Origin of the sequence: Roseibacillus ishigakijimensis (genome assembly GCF_016595415.1) — a bacterium.
GTDB lineage: Bacteria > Verrucomicrobiota > Verrucomicrobiia > Verrucomicrobiales > Akkermansiaceae > Roseibacillus > Roseibacillus ishigakijimensis.
This window is the reverse complement of record NZ_JAENIO010000034.1, coordinates 15091-31703: the sequence shown is the minus strand read 5'-3', so window position 1 is coordinate 31703 and position 16613 is coordinate 15091. Positions and strand designations below refer to the sequence as shown.

The window sequence follows — 16613 nt, the reverse complement described above, 5'->3', positions numbered from 1 at the left end:
TGGGAGAAGGTTAGGATGAGGAGACGGGCTTCATCATTTCGCGCAGGGCGGCCAGATTGTCTTCTTCGCAAAAGACGGCTTCGAGGGGGAAGCGCAGGCCGGGGATGACCGTGCTCTTCAGCGTGCCCGAGCCGGATTTGAGGGCCAGCTGGTAGCGGCCATCCTGCAGGAGGTATTGCTCCAGGACCCCGGCCTCTGGATCGATGATCCAGTATTCGGCCACCGAGTTGGCGGCGTAGTCGGCGTATTTGATGCCGCGATCGCGTTCTTCGGTAGAGGGGGAGAGCACTTCCACCACCAGATCGGGGACGGGAAAGCGCATGGTGTCGTCGCGCAAGGTAGCGGTTTTTTCCGGCCCGAAGAAGACGACATCGGGTTCGTAATCATTGCGGGGAAAGACGGTGAGGCATTTCTCAGCCTTCACGGTACCCAGCTGATAGAGGCTGACGAAGGTTTTGAGGAGGGTGAAAATGTTGCCCGTGATTTCCAGATGTTTGTTCTTGGCGGGCGAATGGAGAACGACTTCGCCGTCGATGAACTCGGTTTTTTCCTCGGGGGTCATCTCTTGATAGAACTCTTGGCGGCGTTGGCGTTCCTCAGCCAGCTGGCGTTGGAGCGCGTCCACCACCTGGGGCAGCTCGGGGGAGTGCCGCAGGGGTTCGAGCAGTTCTTCGAGGGGCGTCATGCCGATAAATTACGCGATTTCGGGCACCTTGTCCACGACCCGCACCCCTTGCCGGTTGACGGGGGAAATGTGGACCTGGTTGCTGAGTGGGATGGCGTTGAAGACCTTGGCGATGGCCTCGCCCGCCTCCTCGGCAATCTCCTGGCCTTCGCAAAGGGCAAAAACGGAGGGGCCCGCTCCGCTGATGGAGAAGCCGAGGGCGCCAGCGGCCATGGCGGCGCGCTTGGCCTTGTAGAAATCGGGAATGAGCTTCTGGCGGCGGGGCTCGGCGATGACGTCGTGGATGCTCCGGCTGATGAGTCCGTAGTCGGACTGGATGAGTCCGCAGAGGAGGCCGCCCAGATTGCCGATTTGCTGGGTGGCATTGGCGAGGGGAATCTCCTTGGGCAGGATTTCGCGGGCCACTTTGGTCAGGATTTCGATGTCGGGATGGACCACTGCGGCCCAGAGATTGTCGGGCACGGGCAGCTGGGCCACGTCGAGCTCGTCATTGTCGCGGATGAAGACGATGCCCCCGAGGAGACAGGGACCCACGTTATCGGCATGCCAGGCCCCGTCGGCGGAGGCCTCGCCCGTCATGGCGAAGGGAAGGAGCTGCTTCTTGGAAAGGGGTTCGCCGATGAGCTTGTTGACCGCGTAGGCTCCTGCGACGGCGGAGGCGGCGGAGGAGCCGAGCCCGGAACCGAAGGGCATGCGTTTGTGGATCTCCAGCTCGATGCCGCGATCACTCATCCCGAGGTGGTGGAGGAGGTCGAGGGCGGCCACGGTGGCGGTGTTCTTCTGCGGATCGAGGGGCAATTTCCCCTCGTCACCGGTGATGGCGGTGATGCGGAGGCCGGGCTTGTCGGCGTGACGGGCGGTGATGTAGTCCCCGGGGGCATCGATGGCGAATCCAAGCACGTCGTAGCCGCAGGCCACGTTGGCAACGGTGGCGGGCGCGAAGACGGTGACTTCCGAGTGAGATTTTGCCGCAGGCATGGCGGTCCTTAGCAGCTCCCATCGGGCGCGACAACTTGAAGAATGGGGAAAGAGAGCGGTTTTTTCCTGCCCAACAGGCACAAAAGAGGTTTCGCGAAGGGTTTTGACTTCTTTGTGGTTAGAATGGCCAAAAAGAAAAGCCTCGCTTGGCCTTGCGCTGGTAGGAGCCGTCACCCACAGAAAGGACCTCGACCTCGACTTCGGTGAGGCCCTGCTCTTGGAAGCCCAGTTTGCGGGCGGCGCGGGGGGTGAGGTCGATGATGCGACCGGGGATGAAGGGGCCGCGGTCGTTGAGGCGCAGCTTGAGAGCCTTGCCGTTCTGCAAGTTGGTGACCTTCACCCGGCTGGGCAGGGGTAGGGTCTTGTGGGCTCCGGAGACATCCCAGGGCATCACTTTTTCCCCCAGGGAGGTGTTGCCACGTTTGAGCCCGAGGAAGGAGGATTCGTCATACCAGGAGGCGATGCCGCGCTCTTTGTAGTGCAGGGCCTGCTCCACCGGAAGGGGGTGGTAACGAACACCTCGGATGGTGTAGGATCGCGTCTGGTAACCCTCGTAACCGCCTCTTCCGCAGGAGCTCAGTCCGGCAACCAGAAGGAGAAGAAGAATCAGGGAGGCTCGCTTCATGGCCTCACTCTAGCGGGCGGGAAAAGGGGACTCAATCGCTGGCTGTGTCGGCGGGGAGGAACTTCTTCCAGTCCTCGCTCTCGGCCACGCGCTTGATGACCTCGCTGCGTTCGGCGAGGCCCCGACGGAAGTAGGCGGTGAGGAAAGAATTCTCGAGGAGCCAACCGGTGAAGCCGCCACGGGATTGGAAGTCGAATTCGTCAGTGAGGAGGGTGCGTCCTTTCTCCTCTTCGAAGTGATGGAGGTGCTTCATCCTGAGGAGGGGCCCTTTCACCATTTCGTCGGTGAAGTGATGGGGGCTTTCCATCTCCGTGATGCGGAGAGTGAAGGATTGGCGGAAGCCGAGGAAGGTGCCCTTCCAAGTGACGGCCTCTCCTTCGCCAATCAAGCCGCTGGTGCGATTGCAGATCGCGAGCTCGCCCTGTTGGCTGGAGTGTTGCAAATGCAGGTCAATACTGCGCGAGAGATCGAAAACCCGCTTGATGGGGGCCTTGATCCTGGTGGTGAGAGTGATGAGAGGCAAGAGAGATAGAGAAGCGGGGTTGGCTTCCAAGGAGGCAGAGAAAGCGCGCTCGGGGGCGCGCGCTGCCAAGAGGGGAGAGACGCTTATTGTCCGCGTTCTTGCACGATGGGAAGCACGGGAGCGACTTTCTCCTTCATCTCTTTACCGGGCTTGAACTTCACCACCGCGCGGGGAGGGATGGGCACGTCCTTGGCCGGATCCTTCGGGTTGCGACCGACTTTTGCCTTGGTGACCTTCACTTCGAAAGTTCCGAAGTTGCGCATCACCACGGTGTCGCCCTTGGAAAGGTCGCTGGTGATCTCGTCGAGAGTGGTCTGCACCACTTCGAAGACTTGTTGCTGGGTCAGGCCCGTGAGGTTGCTAATGCGATTGACCAAATCTCTTTTTGTTACTGTTGGCATAGGAAAGAATGGTTTGTGTGGTTGGTTTCGAAACAGCCGAAGAGGCAATGTTGTTTTAAGGAAGGCAACACATGTTAGCTCATATTGCTAGCCAAAACTTTTGCATCTTATAGTTGTTTGTCGTTACGGCTCGGTATTTTGCGGAGAAAACCCCGGAAGGCCATCACTTTTTTCGCTTGGTGACATGGTTCTTGTCTTTTCAGCGCTTCGGAGGCATGCCGGGGTGGTCTCGTGTTGAAATCACCTTGCCGCTACAATACACTCAGTGAAAGAGAAAAATTTCGGAATAATGCACGGAATTGGTTTCTCGCCAACGGGCTAGCTCATCCCTGGCGTGAGACCCGGGATCCTTGGGCGATTTTGATCTCTGAAATCATGCTGCAGCAAACGACGGTGGCCTCTGTGCGGGCTGGGAATCGGTTTGAGAAGTTTCTGGCGGAATTTCCTAATCTCCAATCTATCAGAGATGCGCCGGAGGAGCAGTTGCTCAAGGCTTGGGAGGGCTTGGGTTACTACAATCGGGTTCGCAATCTGCAAAAGACCGCGCGGGCCGTGCTGGCTGACTGGGGGGGAGAGTTTCCCCGTTCGGCGGCCGAGCTGGAGACCCTGCCCGGGGTGGGGCCTTATACTGCGGGTGCGATTGCCAGCTTCGCCTTCAATGAGGCGGCCCCCATTGTCGATGGCAATATTGCCCGGGTGCTGACGAGGTTGTTTGATTCGGCGGTCGAGATTGATACCACCGCTGGACGTAAGCAGTTGTGGGAGTGGGCAGGACTGCTTCTCGATAAGGAGCACCCCCGTCTTTATAATTCGGCTCTGATGGAGGTGGGGCAGGTCTTCTGCCGTCCCCGGCAACCGTTTTGCGCGAGCTGCCCCCTGGCAGAATTTTGTCAAACGCGGGAGCCGGAGGGGTTGCCTCGCAAGAAGGGCAAAGCCAAGACGGTGGTGGTGACGGAGTATGCCCTTTTTGCTCGCCGGGCCGGAAAGATTCTTCTGGCTCGCGAGTCGGGTAGCCGGCGCCGGGGATTCTATCGCCTGCCCCTCCGCGAGGAGGAGGAAGTGGCTGATTTGGAGCTAGTCCACACCAGCAAGTATGCCATCACCAAGCACCGGGTCACCCTACAGGTTTATGCGGCCGTGGGGGCGATTGCCGATCGGCGGCAGGAGGAGGAAGAGTGGGTTCCGGTGGGAGAACTTGCCAGGTTGCCACTGGTGGCACCGGTGAAGAAAGTGCTCACCGATCTTGTGGATTGAGGAGGGAAAGGCCTTTCTTCCAACGAAGAGCGGGGACGAGGGCGAGGATGAGGACTCCCCCTGCCGCAAAAATCCAAATGGTAATTGAGCCGCTGGTGAGGGTCACGGGAAGGGGCGGAAAGGCGGGTTCTTGCCAGTGTTGCCAGAAGTCGGGATCGGTGTCGGGGTGCTGGCCCTGGGTCAGGCGTGCTTGCAGATAGCGGCCCCGGGCTTGGTCGCGCTCTTCGGTCGCTCGCCGGGCTTTTTCAAAGTAGGCCAGCGTTTGATTGAAGGCGGGAGGCTCGAGGAAGGTGCTTCCATTGCTAATCTCGGCCGGGTCGCGAAAGAGGGGCTTGAGGCCGGGGTGGAGAAGGGTCTTTCCGTCGTGGAGGAGCTCGGCCACCCGGAGGTTGGCGAGGAGGCGGGGATGGGCTCTCTCTTGGGCGAGATAAACTTTTTGCAGGAGGAGAAAGAGGTCCGGGCTCTCCCAAGCGGCTCCGAGTTGAATGAGACCGAGAAAGCCTGCCTCCCTCTCCGCCAATTCGCTGGCTGTGAGGGAGCTGCGCCCGGGGAAGATTTCTTGCCGAGAGGGGAGGCGATTCTCGTCGCCACCCAGCCATTGCAGGACCTCGAGCTGATATTTCTCGCGGTTGAAGTGGGCCGCGGGATACTCGGCGATGGCTTGTTCAATGAAGGAAATCGCTCGGTCCAAGTCCGCGCGGGAGGTGGCGGGGTCGGCCTTCTTGGCACTGAGCCAGCGATGGGCGTGAAAGGTGCCGAGGTTGGCGAGGGTTTTGTAGCGGGTGGTGGGAGCGCCGGGGGCTACGGCTTCCTCCTCGGCTCGGCGCTGCTTCTTTTCCATCCAGGCAATGGCTTCGTCCGAGCGCCCCAGTCGATCACAGGCTACGGCGGCATCATCGTAGAGAGCGGCCTTCTCCGGATTCTTGGCTAGCTCGGCGGTGACCCGCGCCAGTCTCATTTCGTAGTAAAGGGGCGGGTAGCGGTCGAACCAGCCAACGAGGGTTTTGACGGTATCGAGGTGACCACCCAGTTCGGCGCGAAGGGTGTCGCGGTCCCAGTAGCAGGCCGGCAGGGGGAGGGTGAGAGCGAGGAGGAGGATGCCGAGGACCTTCATGCTGAGAGCATCGGGAAAGCGGGGGATGTAGGCAAGCAGTTAGCTCCATAAAAAAGGCGAACGGGGAGCCGTTCGCCTGCTGAAGAGGAGTCGTGTGCCGGGCTTCAGGAGAGGGACTTGAGGGTCTCTTGCACCTTGGCAAAGTCGGGCAAATCCTTGGGATGGTCCTGAGCTTCGGCATAGCGGATGATGCCCTCCTTATCGATGACGAAGGCCGAGCGCTTGGCCACGCCACCCATGATGAGGTTGGCCTCGGGGAGGAACTGCTCGTAAGCGACATCGTAAGCCTTGGCGACCTCGTGCTCGTAGTCGGAGAGGAGGGGAAGCTTGATGCCCTCCTTGGCCGCCCATTCCGCTTGGGCGAAGGGGCTGTCGCCGGAGATGCCGACCACGGTGGCGTCGAGAGCTTCGTAATCGCCGAGCTTGTTGCTGAGATCGCAGAACTCGTCCGTGCACACGCTCGTGAAAGCCATGGGGACAAAGAGGAGGACGATGTTTTTCTGCCCAATGTGCTCGGAAAGCTTGAAGAGCTCGGGGCCGTCCGCGCCTTTGGTGACGAGGGTGAAATCGGGTGCTGGAGTGCCAGTGGAAAGTGCCATAATTTGTCAGATGGGTTGCTTGTTCGAACCACCGACAGTCTAAAGGAGGACTTCGGTTTGCCAAGCGGGAAGGGGAAGGATATGACGTTGCGCCATGAAGACGTGGGAATGGTCCGAGTTCGGCAAGCGCCTGGGTAATGGCAGTGGCATCGCCGAGCTGATGACGAATCTGGGAGAGGCCATGGCCGGTGGGGGCGACATCAAGATGCTCGGCGGAGGTCAACCCGCCCACATCCCCGAAGTGGAGGCGGTGTGGGAACGCCGCTGGCGCGAAATCCAGGAATCCGGCGAGCTGCGCAAAGTCCTGGGCAGCTATGAAGCCCCGGCTGGAGGAGGAGCCTTCCGCGAGGCTCTCGCCGCGATGCTGAATCGTGAGTTCGGCTGGCCGGTGGGGCCCGAGAATATCGCGGTCACCGCTGGGGGACAGACGGCTTTCTTTTTCCTCTTCAATAGCTTGGCGGGGCAGATGCCCGATGGGCGACAGAAGAAAATCCTGCTTCCCCTCGTGCCGGAATATATTGGCTACAGCGACCAGTCGGTGGGGAGCGATATTTTCCGGGTTTTCCGCCCGCACATCGAAAAAACTGGGCCCCATGAATTCAAATACACCATCGACTTCGATGCCCTGGAAGTGGGCGATGACGTCGCGGCCATCTGTGTCTCCCGCCCCACCAATCCCTCCGGCAACCTCCTGCTCGATGAGGAAATCGATCGCCTGCGTCAGCTCGCGGCCGCCCACGGGATTCCGCTCATCATCGACAATGCCTACGGAGCCCCTTTTCCCAATGTCATTTTTGGCGAAGCCAGCCCGGTCTGGGACGAGGATTTGATTGTGACCATGAGTCTTTCCAAGCTGGGCCTTCCCGGCACCCGCACCGGCATCGTGGTGGCACGCGAGGAGGTGGCCCGGGCTCTCGCCGAGATGACCGGGGTGGTGGGCCTCGCGAACAACAATGTGGGCCAGGCCATCGTCGCCCCTCTCCTCGGGAATGGCGAGTTGCTCCGCCTTTCCAACGAGGTCATGAAGCCCTTCTATGAGGAAAAATCGCGACAAGCCCAAGCTTGGGCCCGCGAGTTTTTTCCGTCCGAACTTACTTACTATTTTCATCGTAGCGAGGGGGCGCTCTTCCTCTGGTTTTGGTTTGAAGGGCTGCCCATTAGCTCGCGGGAGCTCTACGAGCGCTGCCAGCGGAGAGGGGTCCTGGTGGTGCCGGGAGAGTTTTTCTTTTTCGGAGAAGAAAGGGATTGGGCCCACGGGCGGGAGTGCATTCGGGTCACCTTCACCATGCCCGCCGAAGTGGTGCGGGAGGGCCTGCGCATCATCGCGGAAGAAGTCGCCGCAGCCTATCAGGACTAGGGAATGAAAGTGGATTCCGGAGCCCCCATTCGAGCCGTTCTTTACGGATTGGCTCTCCTCTATCTTTTTCTCGATCTGTTCGTCTTCAAGGGGCCCTTGCAGGGGGCGCTCAAGGACTCCGATCCACGAAGCGAAAAGGCGGTGGCGGAGGTGACCGCGCGGGGGGTGGCGGCCCGGGTTTATTATCAGCCCATTCTCCTGACTCAGGTGGATTGGGCGGTGCGCGACCGCCTCTGGAAGCAGGGGCGGGCGGCGGCCGAGCTGACCGCCGACGAGTTGTTTCTTCACCGTCTGGCGGCCTTGGACCGGCTCTTTGATGAGCACTTCCTGCGCATCAAGGTGCGCCATAATTTGGCCGAAATTTCAGTTTCCCCGGAGAAGCTGGCGGCGGAGGTGAGGGCCTTCAAAGCGCGCTTCGAGAACGAGCAAGTCCTGCGCGAGGCTCTGGCGGCGCAAGGGTGGCAGGGCGAGGAGGAATTGATCGCCCGGGTGCGGGCAAAACTGGAACAAGAGGCCTATCTGGAGCGCTATGTTGCGTTGGAAATTCCCGAGAGCGAGATTCGATCCTATTACGAGGAAAACCGTCATCACTTCACACTGCCGGAGCGTTTGCGGGCCCGGCACGTCTTCATCGCCACCGCGAGCGGAGAGAAGAGCGACGCCGGAGCCCGGCAAGAGTTGGAAGAAGTCCGCGAGCTTCTCCGAGACGGGCGGGATTTTGCCCAACTGGCGGAGGAATTCAGTGAGGATGCCAGCAGTCGGCAGCGGGGAGGGGATTTGGGGTGGATGAGCCGGGAGCGCTTGCCAGCGGATTTCGCGGAATCTTTGTTTGCTCTTTCCGGGAAGGAGCCCAGCCTTGTGCGCACGTCCCTCGGCTGGCACTTGGTCGAGGTCTTGGAGCGGAAGCCGGCCCGGGAGCGGAGCTTTGCGGAAATCCGGCAGGAGCTGCAAGTGGCCTTGGCGAATCGCCAGCGTGAGAATGGCGTGCGTGAGTATCTGCAGAACCTCCGGCGCCGGGAGGGAAATCATCTGGAGATCTTTCGCGACGTGCTCAAGCGGCCATGGAGCCTCTGAGCGGGGGGCCCCAAGGCTTCCGTGGTCAGTTCCTCGTGATGCCCCCTTCCTTTCCGCCCTGCAGACCCTGAAACTTGCTCATTTCATCAGCTAAAATCTCCCCTTGGCCTCAGAAACCCCGCACTCCCATCTTCCATTTGGGAAAGGGATCGGGGAATTTCTTGGGCCAGCACTTCACTTGGCTTGCCAATTCGTCCTCGCTGAGGAGGCAGTGATCGAGCATGGCAGTGAGGGCTTCGCGGTCCATGTTTTGCCCGATGAGGACGATTTCCTGCCGGCAGTCGCCGTTCTCTCCCTTCCAGACCCGCTCGATGTGGGTGGAATCTTCGGGCCATTGTGAGCGGGGGACGGCGGCCCAGAAGTAGCCGGCGCACTGGTGGTGGGCCACCGCTCCGGCCTGGGACCAGAAGCCCGCAAGCTTGAGCCGGGTGGCGAGCCAGAAGACGCCTTTTGAGCGGATGACACCGGGCCATTCTTTTTGCAGACAGTCATAGAAACGCTGGGGATGGAAAGGAATGCGGCGCTCGTAGATGAAGTTGGCAATGCCGTATTCTTCCGTCTCGGGGGTGTGCTCGGTAAGCGAATCGAGCCAGCCCTCGTGGCCGGCGGCTCGATCGGGATTGTAGAGTCCGGTGCCGAGGACGGAATTGAGAGGAACCTGGGACTGGACGGTATCGTGGATGACGGCTTGGGGATTGAGGGCCCGAATCATGCCGTGGACTTTGTGGACCTCGGCTTCGCTGACGAGATCGCTTTTGTTGACGAGGATGACATCGGCGAATTCGATCTGGTCGCTGAGGAGATCGACGATGGTGCGCTCGTCTCCCTCGCCCACGGCCTGATCGCGGTCCTCAAGAGAATCGGAGCTGGCGTAGTCGCGCAGGAAATTGGGGGCATCGACTACGGTGACCATGGTATCAATTTGGGCGAGGTCGCCGAGGGATTGGCCGTTTTCGTCCGCGAAGGTGAAAGTTTCGGCCACTGGCATGGGCTCGGAGACTCCGGTGGATTCGATGACGAGGTGATCGAAGCGGTTTTCGCGGGCGAGTTTGCCCACTTCCAGCAGAAGGTCTTCGCGCAGGGTGCAGCAGATGCAGCCATTGGACATTTCGACCATTTTTTCCTCCGTTTGGGAGAGCGAGGCATCGCCATTGCGCACGAGGTCGGCATCGATATTGACCTCCGACATATCGTTGACGATCACGGCGACTCGCTTTCCTTCGCGATTGCGGAGGATGTGGTTGAGAAGGGTCGTTTTTCCCGCGCCCAGGAAGCCGGAGAGGACGGTGACTGGCAGCTTTTGGAAGGAGGGGCTCATGCTTGGGCGAAGGAGGCGGGTTGCGGAGTCTGGGCTTGGGCGGACTCGTCGGGCTCGATGGCGCACTCGCAGGTGGTGCAGCAATCGAGGTCGGTGTTGCGGAAGCCGGCCTTGGTGTAGGATTGGAGGTTCTCCTCGACCCCGGGGACCCCGAGGCGCCGGGCAATCTCTCCTGCCACCACGCCGAAACGGGCGCGGAACTTGTAGATGAAGCAGAAGAGGGCGTTGCGGTGAACGAGAGCCGGTCCACTGTAGAAGAGACCGGGGGTGAGGGTGGATTCGTCTGCCTCTTCAGTGAAAATGGGGTTGCCGTGGCGATTGTGGGCAAAGAGCTCGCTGACAATGCCGAGACCACTCTCGAAGCCGTTGGCGAGGATGGGTCGGGTCGTCGCGGCGAGGGGGATGTCGTCTTGATCGCGCAGGGTCCAGAAGCCGTCGCCCGCCTCGATGCGGTGAATGGTGGTGTCCTTCATGAACTCCAGGCGGCGGGCTTTCTCGGGGCTTTTGAGTAATTCGCGCAAGCGGTCCAGGGTGCGGGGGCTGAGGGAGCGGGAGGGATCGGGATGGTCCGAGGCCCAGGGCTCTCCCCGGGAGATGAGGCGGACCGATTTGCCGTTGTTGACGAGGTTGAGAGCGGCATCGATTCCGCTTTCGTAGCCGCCAATGATGGTGAAGTGATCGCCTGCGAGGGTCGACCAGTCCTTCACCCGGGAACTGTGGAGGGCGTGCTGGGAGCCGGGGAAGTCCCGCTCGCGGGGAGAGAAGAATTGCCCGGCCGCCCAGACGAGGAAGTCGGCGTGGATGGGGCCTTGCGAGGTCTCGACCACGAAGCCTGCGGTGTTCTTTTCCACCGTGGTGACTGCAACGCCGGTGCGGACACGGATTTGGAAGTGGGCCACGACGGCTTCCAGATAGTGGGCATAGCCTGCGCCAGTGGGATGCTGGGTGTGGAGAAAGTCGGCGGGCGAGGAGTCGGGGTCGATGGAATTGAGGTCGGTGAGGCCAAAGGCGTTGCCAAAGAAGGAAGGGGTGAGGAGCGACATGCCCTTGGGCCAGGCGCGAAAGGCGGCCCCGACTTCGCGGGCATCGACGACGAGGGGATCGCTCACCCCGGCTTTTTTCAAGGCGAGGGCCGTGCCGAGACCAGCGGGACCGGCCCCGACGATGAGGACGCGGGTTCGGGTGATGGCGGGAGAACTCATGCTTCTTTTTGTTCGGTGAGGGCTTGGCGGAACCAGGTGACGACTTGCTGGTGATAGGGGGCTCCGAAGGACTGGATGAAGGCGCGGGTTTCGGCGACCGTTTCGTCCTCCAGGACGGCGAGGCGTTCTTCACAAAAGGCCCGGAGTATCGGTCCAGCGGAGGTCTCCATCGCGGTAGGTTTCGCAGACAGTGGTCGAGCCCCGGTAGTTCTCGGGCAGGGGTTGCTTGCCGGTGAGGGAGGCGAGGAGCTGGGTTTTGCCCACGCTTTCCCCCCCGCACACCACGTAGGTGTGGAGGGGGGCGGGACGAGGGGAGGTTCCTTTTTGGTTTTCTTTCGCAGGAGAAGGAGAGGCGGCGAGTGTCATGGGTGGGCAAAGTGGCAATCGGGATCGAGATGCTCGCGAGTGAGCTGGAGAAGGGCCTCGGGCTGAAGATCCGGGCCGATGAAGAGACCGGAGCAGGGGGCTTTGCTGATGCCGCTGACTGGTAGGGGCCAAGGGCTGACCTCCATGCCGACCCGCTCGAAAAGAAAGCGGCAATCTGGATCTGTGTCCAAAGTGACAAGGGCCTTGGCGCGAATGACCGAGACGGGCAGCTGCTGCAACCAGTGGGTGATTCGCCCCGCCGGGAGGACGGGCGGGAGGAGGAGGTTGCATCCGGTGAACTCGTGCGCGAGGCGATGGCGGTCGACGTGTTTCTCTGCTGGCGCGGGGGAGAGGCGAAAGTTGCCGCCCGGCTGGCGGGCCGCGGGGTGGCGGGTGGAAACCGTGTGGCGCCGGTTGCGACGGATCACCTCGCTGAGAGAATCCGCTAAGGTGGCGGGCGTTGCGCGACTGGCTTGCGGGTTGATGGCGCGGATGGCTTTCTCCAGGCGGAGCTCTTCCTTGCCAGAGAGATCGGCCGTGCGGGAGAGAAAGTAATGACTCGCGGTCTCAAGCTGGAGCTTTTCCAAATCATCGAAACGACCCCGGCGGCCAAAGTGGCGGGCATCCAGGATGCAGACCTGCCACCGCGGGCGCAGACAGAATTTATTCTCCAAGAGCGTAAAGGTCTCGAGCAGGGGAATGGGATCGGCCGTGCCATTGAACTCCAATAAAAGCACCCGCCGGGGACTCTGTGAGGCCCTGAGGATGAGGTCGCAGAGTTCCTCGGTGCCCTCGCAGCAAACGCAGGAACCGGTGAGGGCTTCCACGGAAGCCGCGTGATCCTGCAAGGCGGCCTGATCGAGCCGGGCATCTTCCCGGTCGTTAAGGATGACATCGGCGAGATGCCCTCGCGCGGTGAGGTCGCCGAGAAGAGCACGGAGGAAAGTGGTCTTCCCGGCACCGAGGAATCCGGTGAGCATCAGTAGGGGGCGCACCGCAGCCACCGGCGGGAGCGATGGTAAGGAGGGGGAGAGAGGCTTATCCATGGCTTGCAATTAAAAGCTGTTTGGGGCGGGGCAGCTGATCGGGTTGTTCCCGGTAAGCCTGGAACCATTGCAAAGCCGCCTGCGGAGGGAGCCAGGCTTTAGCTTTGGGGATTTTACTATACTTCCAGTAGGTGTTCTGGCGATAGGCCCGACCGAAACGGGAGAGAACGGCGAATTCGTGCGAGATGAGCCAGTCAAGAAAAGGAAGAGAGGCCGCGTAGAGATCCGCCCCGCTGGTGGTGAAGTCGATGAGCTCCCTTTGCCAGCTCCCCGGGATGGGAGTGGTCGCTCCGTCCTTCCACCGGGCACAACGCTTCCAAGGGCGAATGAAGGTGAAGCCTCCTCGAGCGCCATACCAGCCGGCGCAGGAGCCATAGAGCTCGATGTGCCCGCCCTGCCACGCGCGGCGATAGCAACTGGTGCCCGGCAAGCCCGTCGACGGACTGCGCGCAAAGCCCTGGGCGACCAGAAAATTTCCTTCCGGGCGAAGAACGTCCTGACCCCAGAAATACATCTGTTGCTGGATTCCGTCAGCGAGATCCCGGAAGAGGAGAGGACGGATGGAGTGGTGAGCATCGGTCATTTCCTGCAATTTAGTGGCGTTTTCTAGTAACGCAACAAAATTGCAATAAAAGGCGAAGGGGCTGGAGAAAATTCGCTCGCTGGAGCACGGACGGCAATTCCGGACCGGAATGAAAGCAGGGCTTCGGAAAAAAGATAAAGAAATAGGTTGACGTTTGTTGGAGGGTTAACTAAATGTTTCTCCGTCGTCACGAAGGCGGCAATTTGAAAGGAGGTCTGTTTCAATCATGACTTATTCACCCAACCCCATAGTCTCCACTTCGCCGAGCGCCGTAGTTTTGGCGCCGACGAGCGATCTTCGTGGATGGGTCGGGGACCTCCTGGCAGGGCCTCTCCATCGAGGAAAAATGGAGGCTTCGGCAAGCCCCAAGAGCGCGCGAAAGACCTTTTGCCATCTGCCAAAAGGTTTGGCCGTGAAGGAAAGTGGGATGATGTGATTGGCTGATTAACAGTCTCTTTCGTCGCCCTGCTTCCTCCTGGGAATCAGGGCTTTTTTGTGCCCCCAGCTTTCAACCATTCAATCAAAAAACGATGCAAAGAGGAGCGCCCTCGCTCCCCAAACAAGGAGGGATGCCATTGCGAATGAAAAAATAGATCCTGAAAACGAGGAAAGCCTGCGGCCGTTGCCGGGGCTTTTTCCGACAGCATGACCGGACACGACTCCGTGGAACTGATGCCTGAAGTCAGGGCGCGAAGAGATAGTGTTTTCGGCAGAGTAAGCTTAACTCGATGATGAGTTGAGTTAAGGGCTTGTCGTGCTTGTTTTCGGGCCTGGAAGGCGAGGGAAAAGATGTGCCTGGAGAAACATCGCAAGGTCCGCCGAGAAATTCCTGCGGCCACGGTTCGGGAGAACGGTGACGGTGTTTGTTCCTGGAGAGCGTTGGTCAGGGGTCTTTTTCCAAGGAGCGGGGTGAGTGTTGGTATCTCAGGAAGGTCTCATAAGCCTTTCGCCGTCGGTTCGATTCCGTCCCCCGCAACCCCTTTTTCAGAAGTGGGGACTATGGTGTATCAGCAGCATTCGACAGTGTGATTGTCGCGGAACGGGTGCGAATCCCGTTGGTCCCCCCAAAGCTTTTCGGGTCTGTAGCTCAAATGGCGAGAGCAACCGGCTTTTAACCGGTCGATTCGGGTTCGAGGCCCGGCGGACCCACTTTTTCCTGCTGGCCATGATGTGTGTGTGGTGGCGGGTGGACGGTCTCAGTCTGCCCGCCACTTGCCCCTTGTTCAGGAACAAACTCCCGGGAAGAGCGGCGCACCTTGCGATGATTCTGGAGGTTGCAAGAAGCTCAAATTGAGAACGATGAAAACCGTAATTCATAAATCGATCGTGCTGGTGCTCAACCGGAATTGGCAAGCGATCAATACCGTGACGCCGGCCGAGGCCTTTGCCGCCATGATGGCGGAGGGCGCGGTGGGTCTCGATATCCACGGTCCCGACTGGATGGTGCCCGTTCCTTGGGAGGACTGGGTTCGGTTACCGGTGCGGGAGGATGACTTCGCGGTCGGAACTGTGAGCGGCCCCATCCGGATCCCTCTGGTGATGGTGCTGAGCTCCTTTGACCGGGTCCCCCTCAAGCGCCCCCGTTTTTCGCTGCGGGGTCTCTGGCAGCGCGATGGAGGCCGGTGCCAATACACCGGACGGGTGCTCAAAGCAGGCGAAGGCAATATCGACCACGTCATTCCGCAGTCGCGGGGCGGCGAGACCTCTTGGGAAAACTGCGTGCTCTCGGACCGGGTGGTGAACAACCGCAAGGCCGCCCGTACCCCCCAGGAAGCGGGATTGACCCTGCTCCGGCGTCCGGAGCGTCCGGCCGTGGTGCCCGTGACTCATTTACTAGAAAATTCGTATCAAATCGCGGAGTGGAACTACTTCCTTCCCGCCAACAAGTCAGAAGATGAAAACGCTCAAAAAGAAGGACCTCATTGAGGCCGGTTGGCCCAAGGGCCCCCAGCTGGAGGAGATGATGGAGAAGGTGCGCGCGCTGCAGGAACGCGGAGTCTGCGACCGGAAGTATCTCTTCAAGTTGCTCTCCCGCGATTTCGGCGCCCCGGAACCCAAGGTGAAGATGCGGGAAAGGCCCGCTCCCTTCTCCGAAGCCATTCGGGGAGAAAGTAAGGAAGAGAAAGAGAATGTCGCTGCCGTGCGCAAGAAGATGGAGCAATTGATGAAGGTGCCCGTCATCGCGCGCGGGGCGGTGATGCCCGACGCCTGTCCGACCAGCCCCCGCCCGGCGGTCATTCCTGTCGGTGGGGTGATCGCGGTGGAGAATGCCATCATTCCCAGTGCGCACTCCGCGGATATCTGTTGTTCGCTGTTCGCTACTTTTTACGAGGAGCGTAGTAGCGTGGCCAATGAGCTGGATAGTCTCACTACCGCAACCCGCTTCGGACCCGGGGGGCGGCACTATGATGACCTCGTGCCGCATCCGGTTCTCGATGAGGATGTCTGGGACAACCCTTTTCTTTCTGGATTGCGGGAGCGGGGGGTGATTCACATCGCGGACCAGGGGGATGGCAATCACTTCGCCTTTCTCGGTGAGGTGACGGTGGATGAAGACCTCATTGAGAGTTTGCGGAAGGTCGGTTACGGGGTGCTTGCCAATGAGCTGGCCGGGGAGCCAGGGGAGCCGCTGGAAGCGGCAGCCACGGACGGCCGCCGAAGGCCTCAGCCCCGGAAGCTGCGGGTGTTGGTGACTCATCATGGTTCGCGCAGCATCGGCTCGCACCTCTACAAGCGGGGCCAAGGGGTCGCCCTCAAGCACACCGCCAAGGTGGGAGATCATGTTCCCGAGGCCGGGGCCTGGTTGGATGCCCGTTCGTCGGAGGGCCGCCACTATTGGGAGGCTTTGCAATATGTCTCCCGTTGGACGAAGGCGAATCACGAGGCCATTCATGAGCGCTTTTTGGAACGAATCGGGGCCGAAAAAGTGGCGGCTTTCGGCAATGAGCACAATTTCGTCTGGCAACGCGGCGACCTTTTTTTGCATGGCAAGGGAGCGACTCCGGCGTGGAAGGATGCGGGAGGGCGGCCGCTGTTAGGCCTCATTCCGCTGAACATGGCGGAGCCCATTTTGATGGTCTTGGGTCGTGATAACGAAGAGTTCCTCTCCTTCGCTCCCCATGGCGCGGGCCGTAATATTTCCCGCACCAAGTTGATGCGCCGTTACCCCGATGCCGCCACCCGCCGCCAGGTCTTGGAGCATCACACCCAGGGGATTGATGTCCGTTGGTTCTGTGGACAGCCTGATCTGAGTGAGTCGCCCGTGGCCTACAAGGATGCGGAGCAGGTGCGGGCGCAGATTGCGGAATTCGGGCTCGCGGAGATCGTGGCCGAGATTCGTCCCTTGGGCTGCATCATGGCCGGGAGTTCGGGCCGCAGTTGGAAAGAGATCAAAGCCGAGGAACTCACCCCCAAGCAAAAGCGCCAAATCCAGCACCGCGCCGACCGCCGCCGCACGAAACAAGACCTGAGCCAATGGGAGGATTGAG

18 protein-coding genes and 2 tRNA genes are annotated in these 16613 nt (G+C 60.5%); 7 read left to right on the top strand and 13 right to left on the bottom strand.

Translation table 11 applies throughout. The annotated features are described in order from the left end of the window. Window positions 1-10 precede the first annotated feature (10 nt). The 5 genes from JIN78_RS12465 to JIN78_RS12445 all read right to left on the bottom strand — a co-directional run bounded on the left by JIN78_RS12465 (window position 11) and on the right by JIN78_RS12445 (window position 3212). Window positions 11-685, bottom strand: coding sequence for a Uma2 family endonuclease (locus JIN78_RS12465; RefSeq protein WP_200392305.1), 675 nt, complete (start codon window positions 683-685; stop codon window positions 11-13). A 9-nt stretch (window positions 686-694) separates the two neighbouring features. Beyond that, a complete protein-coding gene (locus JIN78_RS12460) occupies window positions 695-1663 on the bottom strand; it encodes a homoserine kinase (protein ID WP_200392304.1) in 969 nt (322 codons plus the stop codon). A gap of 118 nt (window positions 1664-1781) precedes the next feature. Beyond that, a complete protein-coding gene (locus tag JIN78_RS12455) occupies window positions 1782-2288 on the bottom strand; it encodes a septal ring lytic transglycosylase RlpA family protein (protein WP_200392303.1) in 507 nt (168 codons plus the stop codon). Between the two features lie 31 nt (window positions 2289-2319). Next, window positions 2320-2880: an SRPBCC family protein gene (locus tag JIN78_RS12450; protein WP_200392302.1), complete on the bottom strand. Its 561-nt coding sequence runs from the start codon at window positions 2878-2880 to the stop codon at window positions 2320-2322. Window positions 2881-2894: 14 nt separating this feature from the next. Next, a complete protein-coding gene (locus JIN78_RS12445; protein ID WP_200392301.1) occupies window positions 2895-3212 on the bottom strand; it encodes an HU family DNA-binding protein in 318 nt (105 codons plus the stop codon). A gap of 375 nt (window positions 3213-3587) precedes the next feature. Between JIN78_RS12445 and JIN78_RS12440 the strand changes: the two genes are divergently transcribed. After that, window positions 3588-4466, top strand: a complete 879-nt coding sequence (locus JIN78_RS12440) for an A/G-specific adenine glycosylase (RefSeq protein WP_200392300.1) — start codon at window positions 3588-3590, stop codon at window positions 4464-4466. Here JIN78_RS12440 and JIN78_RS12435 read toward each other — a convergent pair. Next, the gene (locus tag JIN78_RS12435) at window positions 4447-5580 is read right to left on the bottom strand and encodes a hypothetical protein (protein ID WP_200392299.1); all 1134 of its coding nucleotides are present in this window, start codon (window positions 5578-5580) and stop codon (window positions 4447-4449) included. The two genes, JIN78_RS12440 and JIN78_RS12435, sit on opposite strands and share 20 nt — an antisense overlap. 104 nt (window positions 5581-5684) lie before the next feature. Continuing rightward, window positions 5685-6179 (bottom strand): redoxin domain-containing protein, encoded by a 495-nt coding sequence (locus JIN78_RS12430; RefSeq protein ID WP_200392298.1) that lies wholly within the window; start codon window positions 6177-6179, stop codon window positions 5685-5687. Window positions 6180-6273: 94 nt separating this feature from the next. Here JIN78_RS12430 and JIN78_RS12425 point away from each other — a divergent pair, with 94 nt between their 5' ends. Further along, window positions 6274-7536 carry a valine--pyruvate transaminase gene (locus JIN78_RS12425; protein ID WP_200392297.1) on the top strand — a complete coding sequence of 421 codons (1263 nt, stop codon included), beginning with the start codon at window positions 6274-6276 and terminating at the stop codon, window positions 7534-7536. Window positions 7537-7539: 3 nt separating this feature from the next. Then, window positions 7540-8610: a peptidylprolyl isomerase gene (locus tag JIN78_RS12420; protein ID WP_200392296.1), complete on the top strand. Its 1071-nt coding sequence runs from the start codon at window positions 7540-7542 to the stop codon at window positions 8608-8610. A 109-nt stretch (window positions 8611-8719) separates the two neighbouring features. On the opposite strand, the gene zigA is transcribed toward JIN78_RS12420, so the two are convergent. The 6 genes from zigA to JIN78_RS12390 are packed head-to-tail and all read right to left on the bottom strand — an operon-like array spanning window position 8720 to window position 13125. Further along, window positions 8720-9928, bottom strand: a complete 1209-nt coding sequence (gene zigA / locus JIN78_RS12415) for a zinc metallochaperone GTPase ZigA (RefSeq protein ID WP_200392295.1) — start codon at window positions 9926-9928, stop codon at window positions 8720-8722. Beyond that, the gene (locus JIN78_RS12410; RefSeq protein ID WP_200392294.1) at window positions 9925-11130 is read right to left on the bottom strand and encodes an NAD(P)/FAD-dependent oxidoreductase; all 1206 of its coding nucleotides are present in this window, start codon (window positions 11128-11130) and stop codon (window positions 9925-9927) included. Before JIN78_RS12410 ends, zigA begins: the two co-directional genes overlap by 4 nt. Next, the gene (locus tag JIN78_RS12405; RefSeq protein WP_200392293.1) at window positions 11127-11300 is read right to left on the bottom strand and encodes a hypothetical protein; all 174 of its coding nucleotides are present in this window, start codon (window positions 11298-11300) and stop codon (window positions 11127-11129) included. Before JIN78_RS12405 ends, JIN78_RS12410 begins: the two co-directional genes overlap by 4 nt. Continuing rightward, entirely contained in the window at window positions 11260-11496 is a 237-nt protein-coding gene (locus JIN78_RS12400) for a GTPase (protein ID WP_200392292.1), read from the bottom strand. The genes JIN78_RS12405 and JIN78_RS12400 overlap by 41 nt, the downstream gene beginning before the upstream one ends. Next, entirely contained in the window at window positions 11493-12542 is a 1050-nt protein-coding gene (locus JIN78_RS12395) for a GTP-binding protein (protein ID WP_200392291.1), read from the bottom strand. The genes JIN78_RS12400 and JIN78_RS12395 overlap by 4 nt, the downstream gene beginning before the upstream one ends. Continuing rightward, the gene (locus JIN78_RS12390) at window positions 12535-13125 is read right to left on the bottom strand and encodes a hypothetical protein (protein WP_200392290.1); all 591 of its coding nucleotides are present in this window, start codon (window positions 13123-13125) and stop codon (window positions 12535-12537) included. The genes JIN78_RS12395 and JIN78_RS12390 overlap by 8 nt, the downstream gene beginning before the upstream one ends. Before the next feature lie 903 nt (window positions 13126-14028). Here JIN78_RS12390 and JIN78_RS12385 point away from each other — a divergent pair. The 4 genes from JIN78_RS12385 (at window position 14029) to JIN78_RS12370 (ending at window position 16612) form a co-directional block, all read left to right on the top strand. Next, window positions 14029-14101: transfer RNA gene (locus JIN78_RS12385), tRNA-Ser, on the top strand. 100 nt (window positions 14102-14201) lie between these two features. Further along, window positions 14202-14274 (top strand) — tRNA-Lys (locus JIN78_RS12380). A 150-nt stretch (window positions 14275-14424) separates the two neighbouring features. Further along, window positions 14425-15051, top strand: coding sequence for an HNH endonuclease (locus tag JIN78_RS12375; RefSeq protein WP_200392289.1), 627 nt, complete (start codon window positions 14425-14427; stop codon window positions 15049-15051). Then, entirely contained in the window at window positions 15020-16612 is a 1593-nt protein-coding gene (locus JIN78_RS12370; RefSeq protein ID WP_200392288.1) for an RtcB family protein, read from the top strand. The genes JIN78_RS12375 and JIN78_RS12370 overlap by 32 nt, the downstream gene beginning before the upstream one ends. Window position 16613 lies beyond the last annotated feature (1 nt).

Bases quoted from the DNA above. Each gene is read 5' to 3' on its own strand.
- JIN78_RS12465 (WP_200392305.1), bottom strand. From the start codon at position 685: ATGACGCCCCTCGAAGAACTGCTCGAACCCCTGCGGCACTCCCCCGAG.
- JIN78_RS12460 (WP_200392304.1), bottom strand. From the start codon at position 1,663: ATGCCTGCGGCAAAATCTCACTCGGAAGTCACCGTCTTCGCGCCCGCC.
- JIN78_RS12455 (WP_200392303.1), bottom strand. From the start codon at position 2,288: ATGAAGCGAGCCTCCCTGATTCTTCTTCTCCTTCTGGTTGCCGGACTG.
- JIN78_RS12445 (WP_200392301.1), bottom strand. From the start codon at position 3,212: ATGCCAACAGTAACAAAAAGAGATTTGGTCAATCGCATTAGCAACCTC.
- JIN78_RS12440 (WP_200392300.1), top strand. From the start codon at position 3,588: ATGCTGCAGCAAACGACGGTGGCCTCTGTGCGGGCTGGGAATCGGTTT.
- JIN78_RS12435 (WP_200392299.1), bottom strand. From the start codon at position 5,580: ATGAAGGTCCTCGGCATCCTCCTCCTCGCTCTCACCCTCCCCCTGCCG.
- JIN78_RS12430 (WP_200392298.1), bottom strand. From the start codon at position 6,179: ATGGCACTTTCCACTGGCACTCCAGCACCCGATTTCACCCTCGTCACC.
- JIN78_RS12425 (WP_200392297.1), top strand. From the start codon at position 6,274: ATGAAGACGTGGGAATGGTCCGAGTTCGGCAAGCGCCTGGGTAATGGC.
- JIN78_RS12420 (WP_200392296.1), top strand. From the start codon at position 7,540: ATGAAAGTGGATTCCGGAGCCCCCATTCGAGCCGTTCTTTACGGATTG.
- zigA (WP_200392295.1), bottom strand. From the start codon at position 9,928: ATGAGCCCCTCCTTCCAAAAGCTGCCAGTCACCGTCCTCTCCGGCTTC.
- JIN78_RS12410 (WP_200392294.1), bottom strand. From the start codon at position 11,130: ATGAGTTCTCCCGCCATCACCCGAACCCGCGTCCTCATCGTCGGGGCC.
- JIN78_RS12405 (WP_200392293.1), bottom strand. From the start codon at position 11,300: ATGGAGACCTCCGCTGGACCGATACTCCGGGCCTTTTGTGAAGAACGC.
- JIN78_RS12400 (WP_200392292.1), bottom strand. From the start codon at position 11,496: ATGACACTCGCCGCCTCTCCTTCTCCTGCGAAAGAAAACCAAAAAGGA.
- JIN78_RS12395 (WP_200392291.1), bottom strand. From the start codon at position 12,542: ATGGATAAGCCTCTCTCCCCCTCCTTACCATCGCTCCCGCCGGTGGCT.
- JIN78_RS12390 (WP_200392290.1), bottom strand. From the start codon at position 13,125: ATGACCGATGCTCACCACTCCATCCGTCCTCTCCTCTTCCGGGATCTC.
- JIN78_RS12375 (WP_200392289.1), top strand. From the start codon at position 14,425: ATGAAAACCGTAATTCATAAATCGATCGTGCTGGTGCTCAACCGGAAT.
- JIN78_RS12370 (WP_200392288.1), top strand. From the start codon at position 15,020: ATGAAAACGCTCAAAAAGAAGGACCTCATTGAGGCCGGTTGGCCCAAG.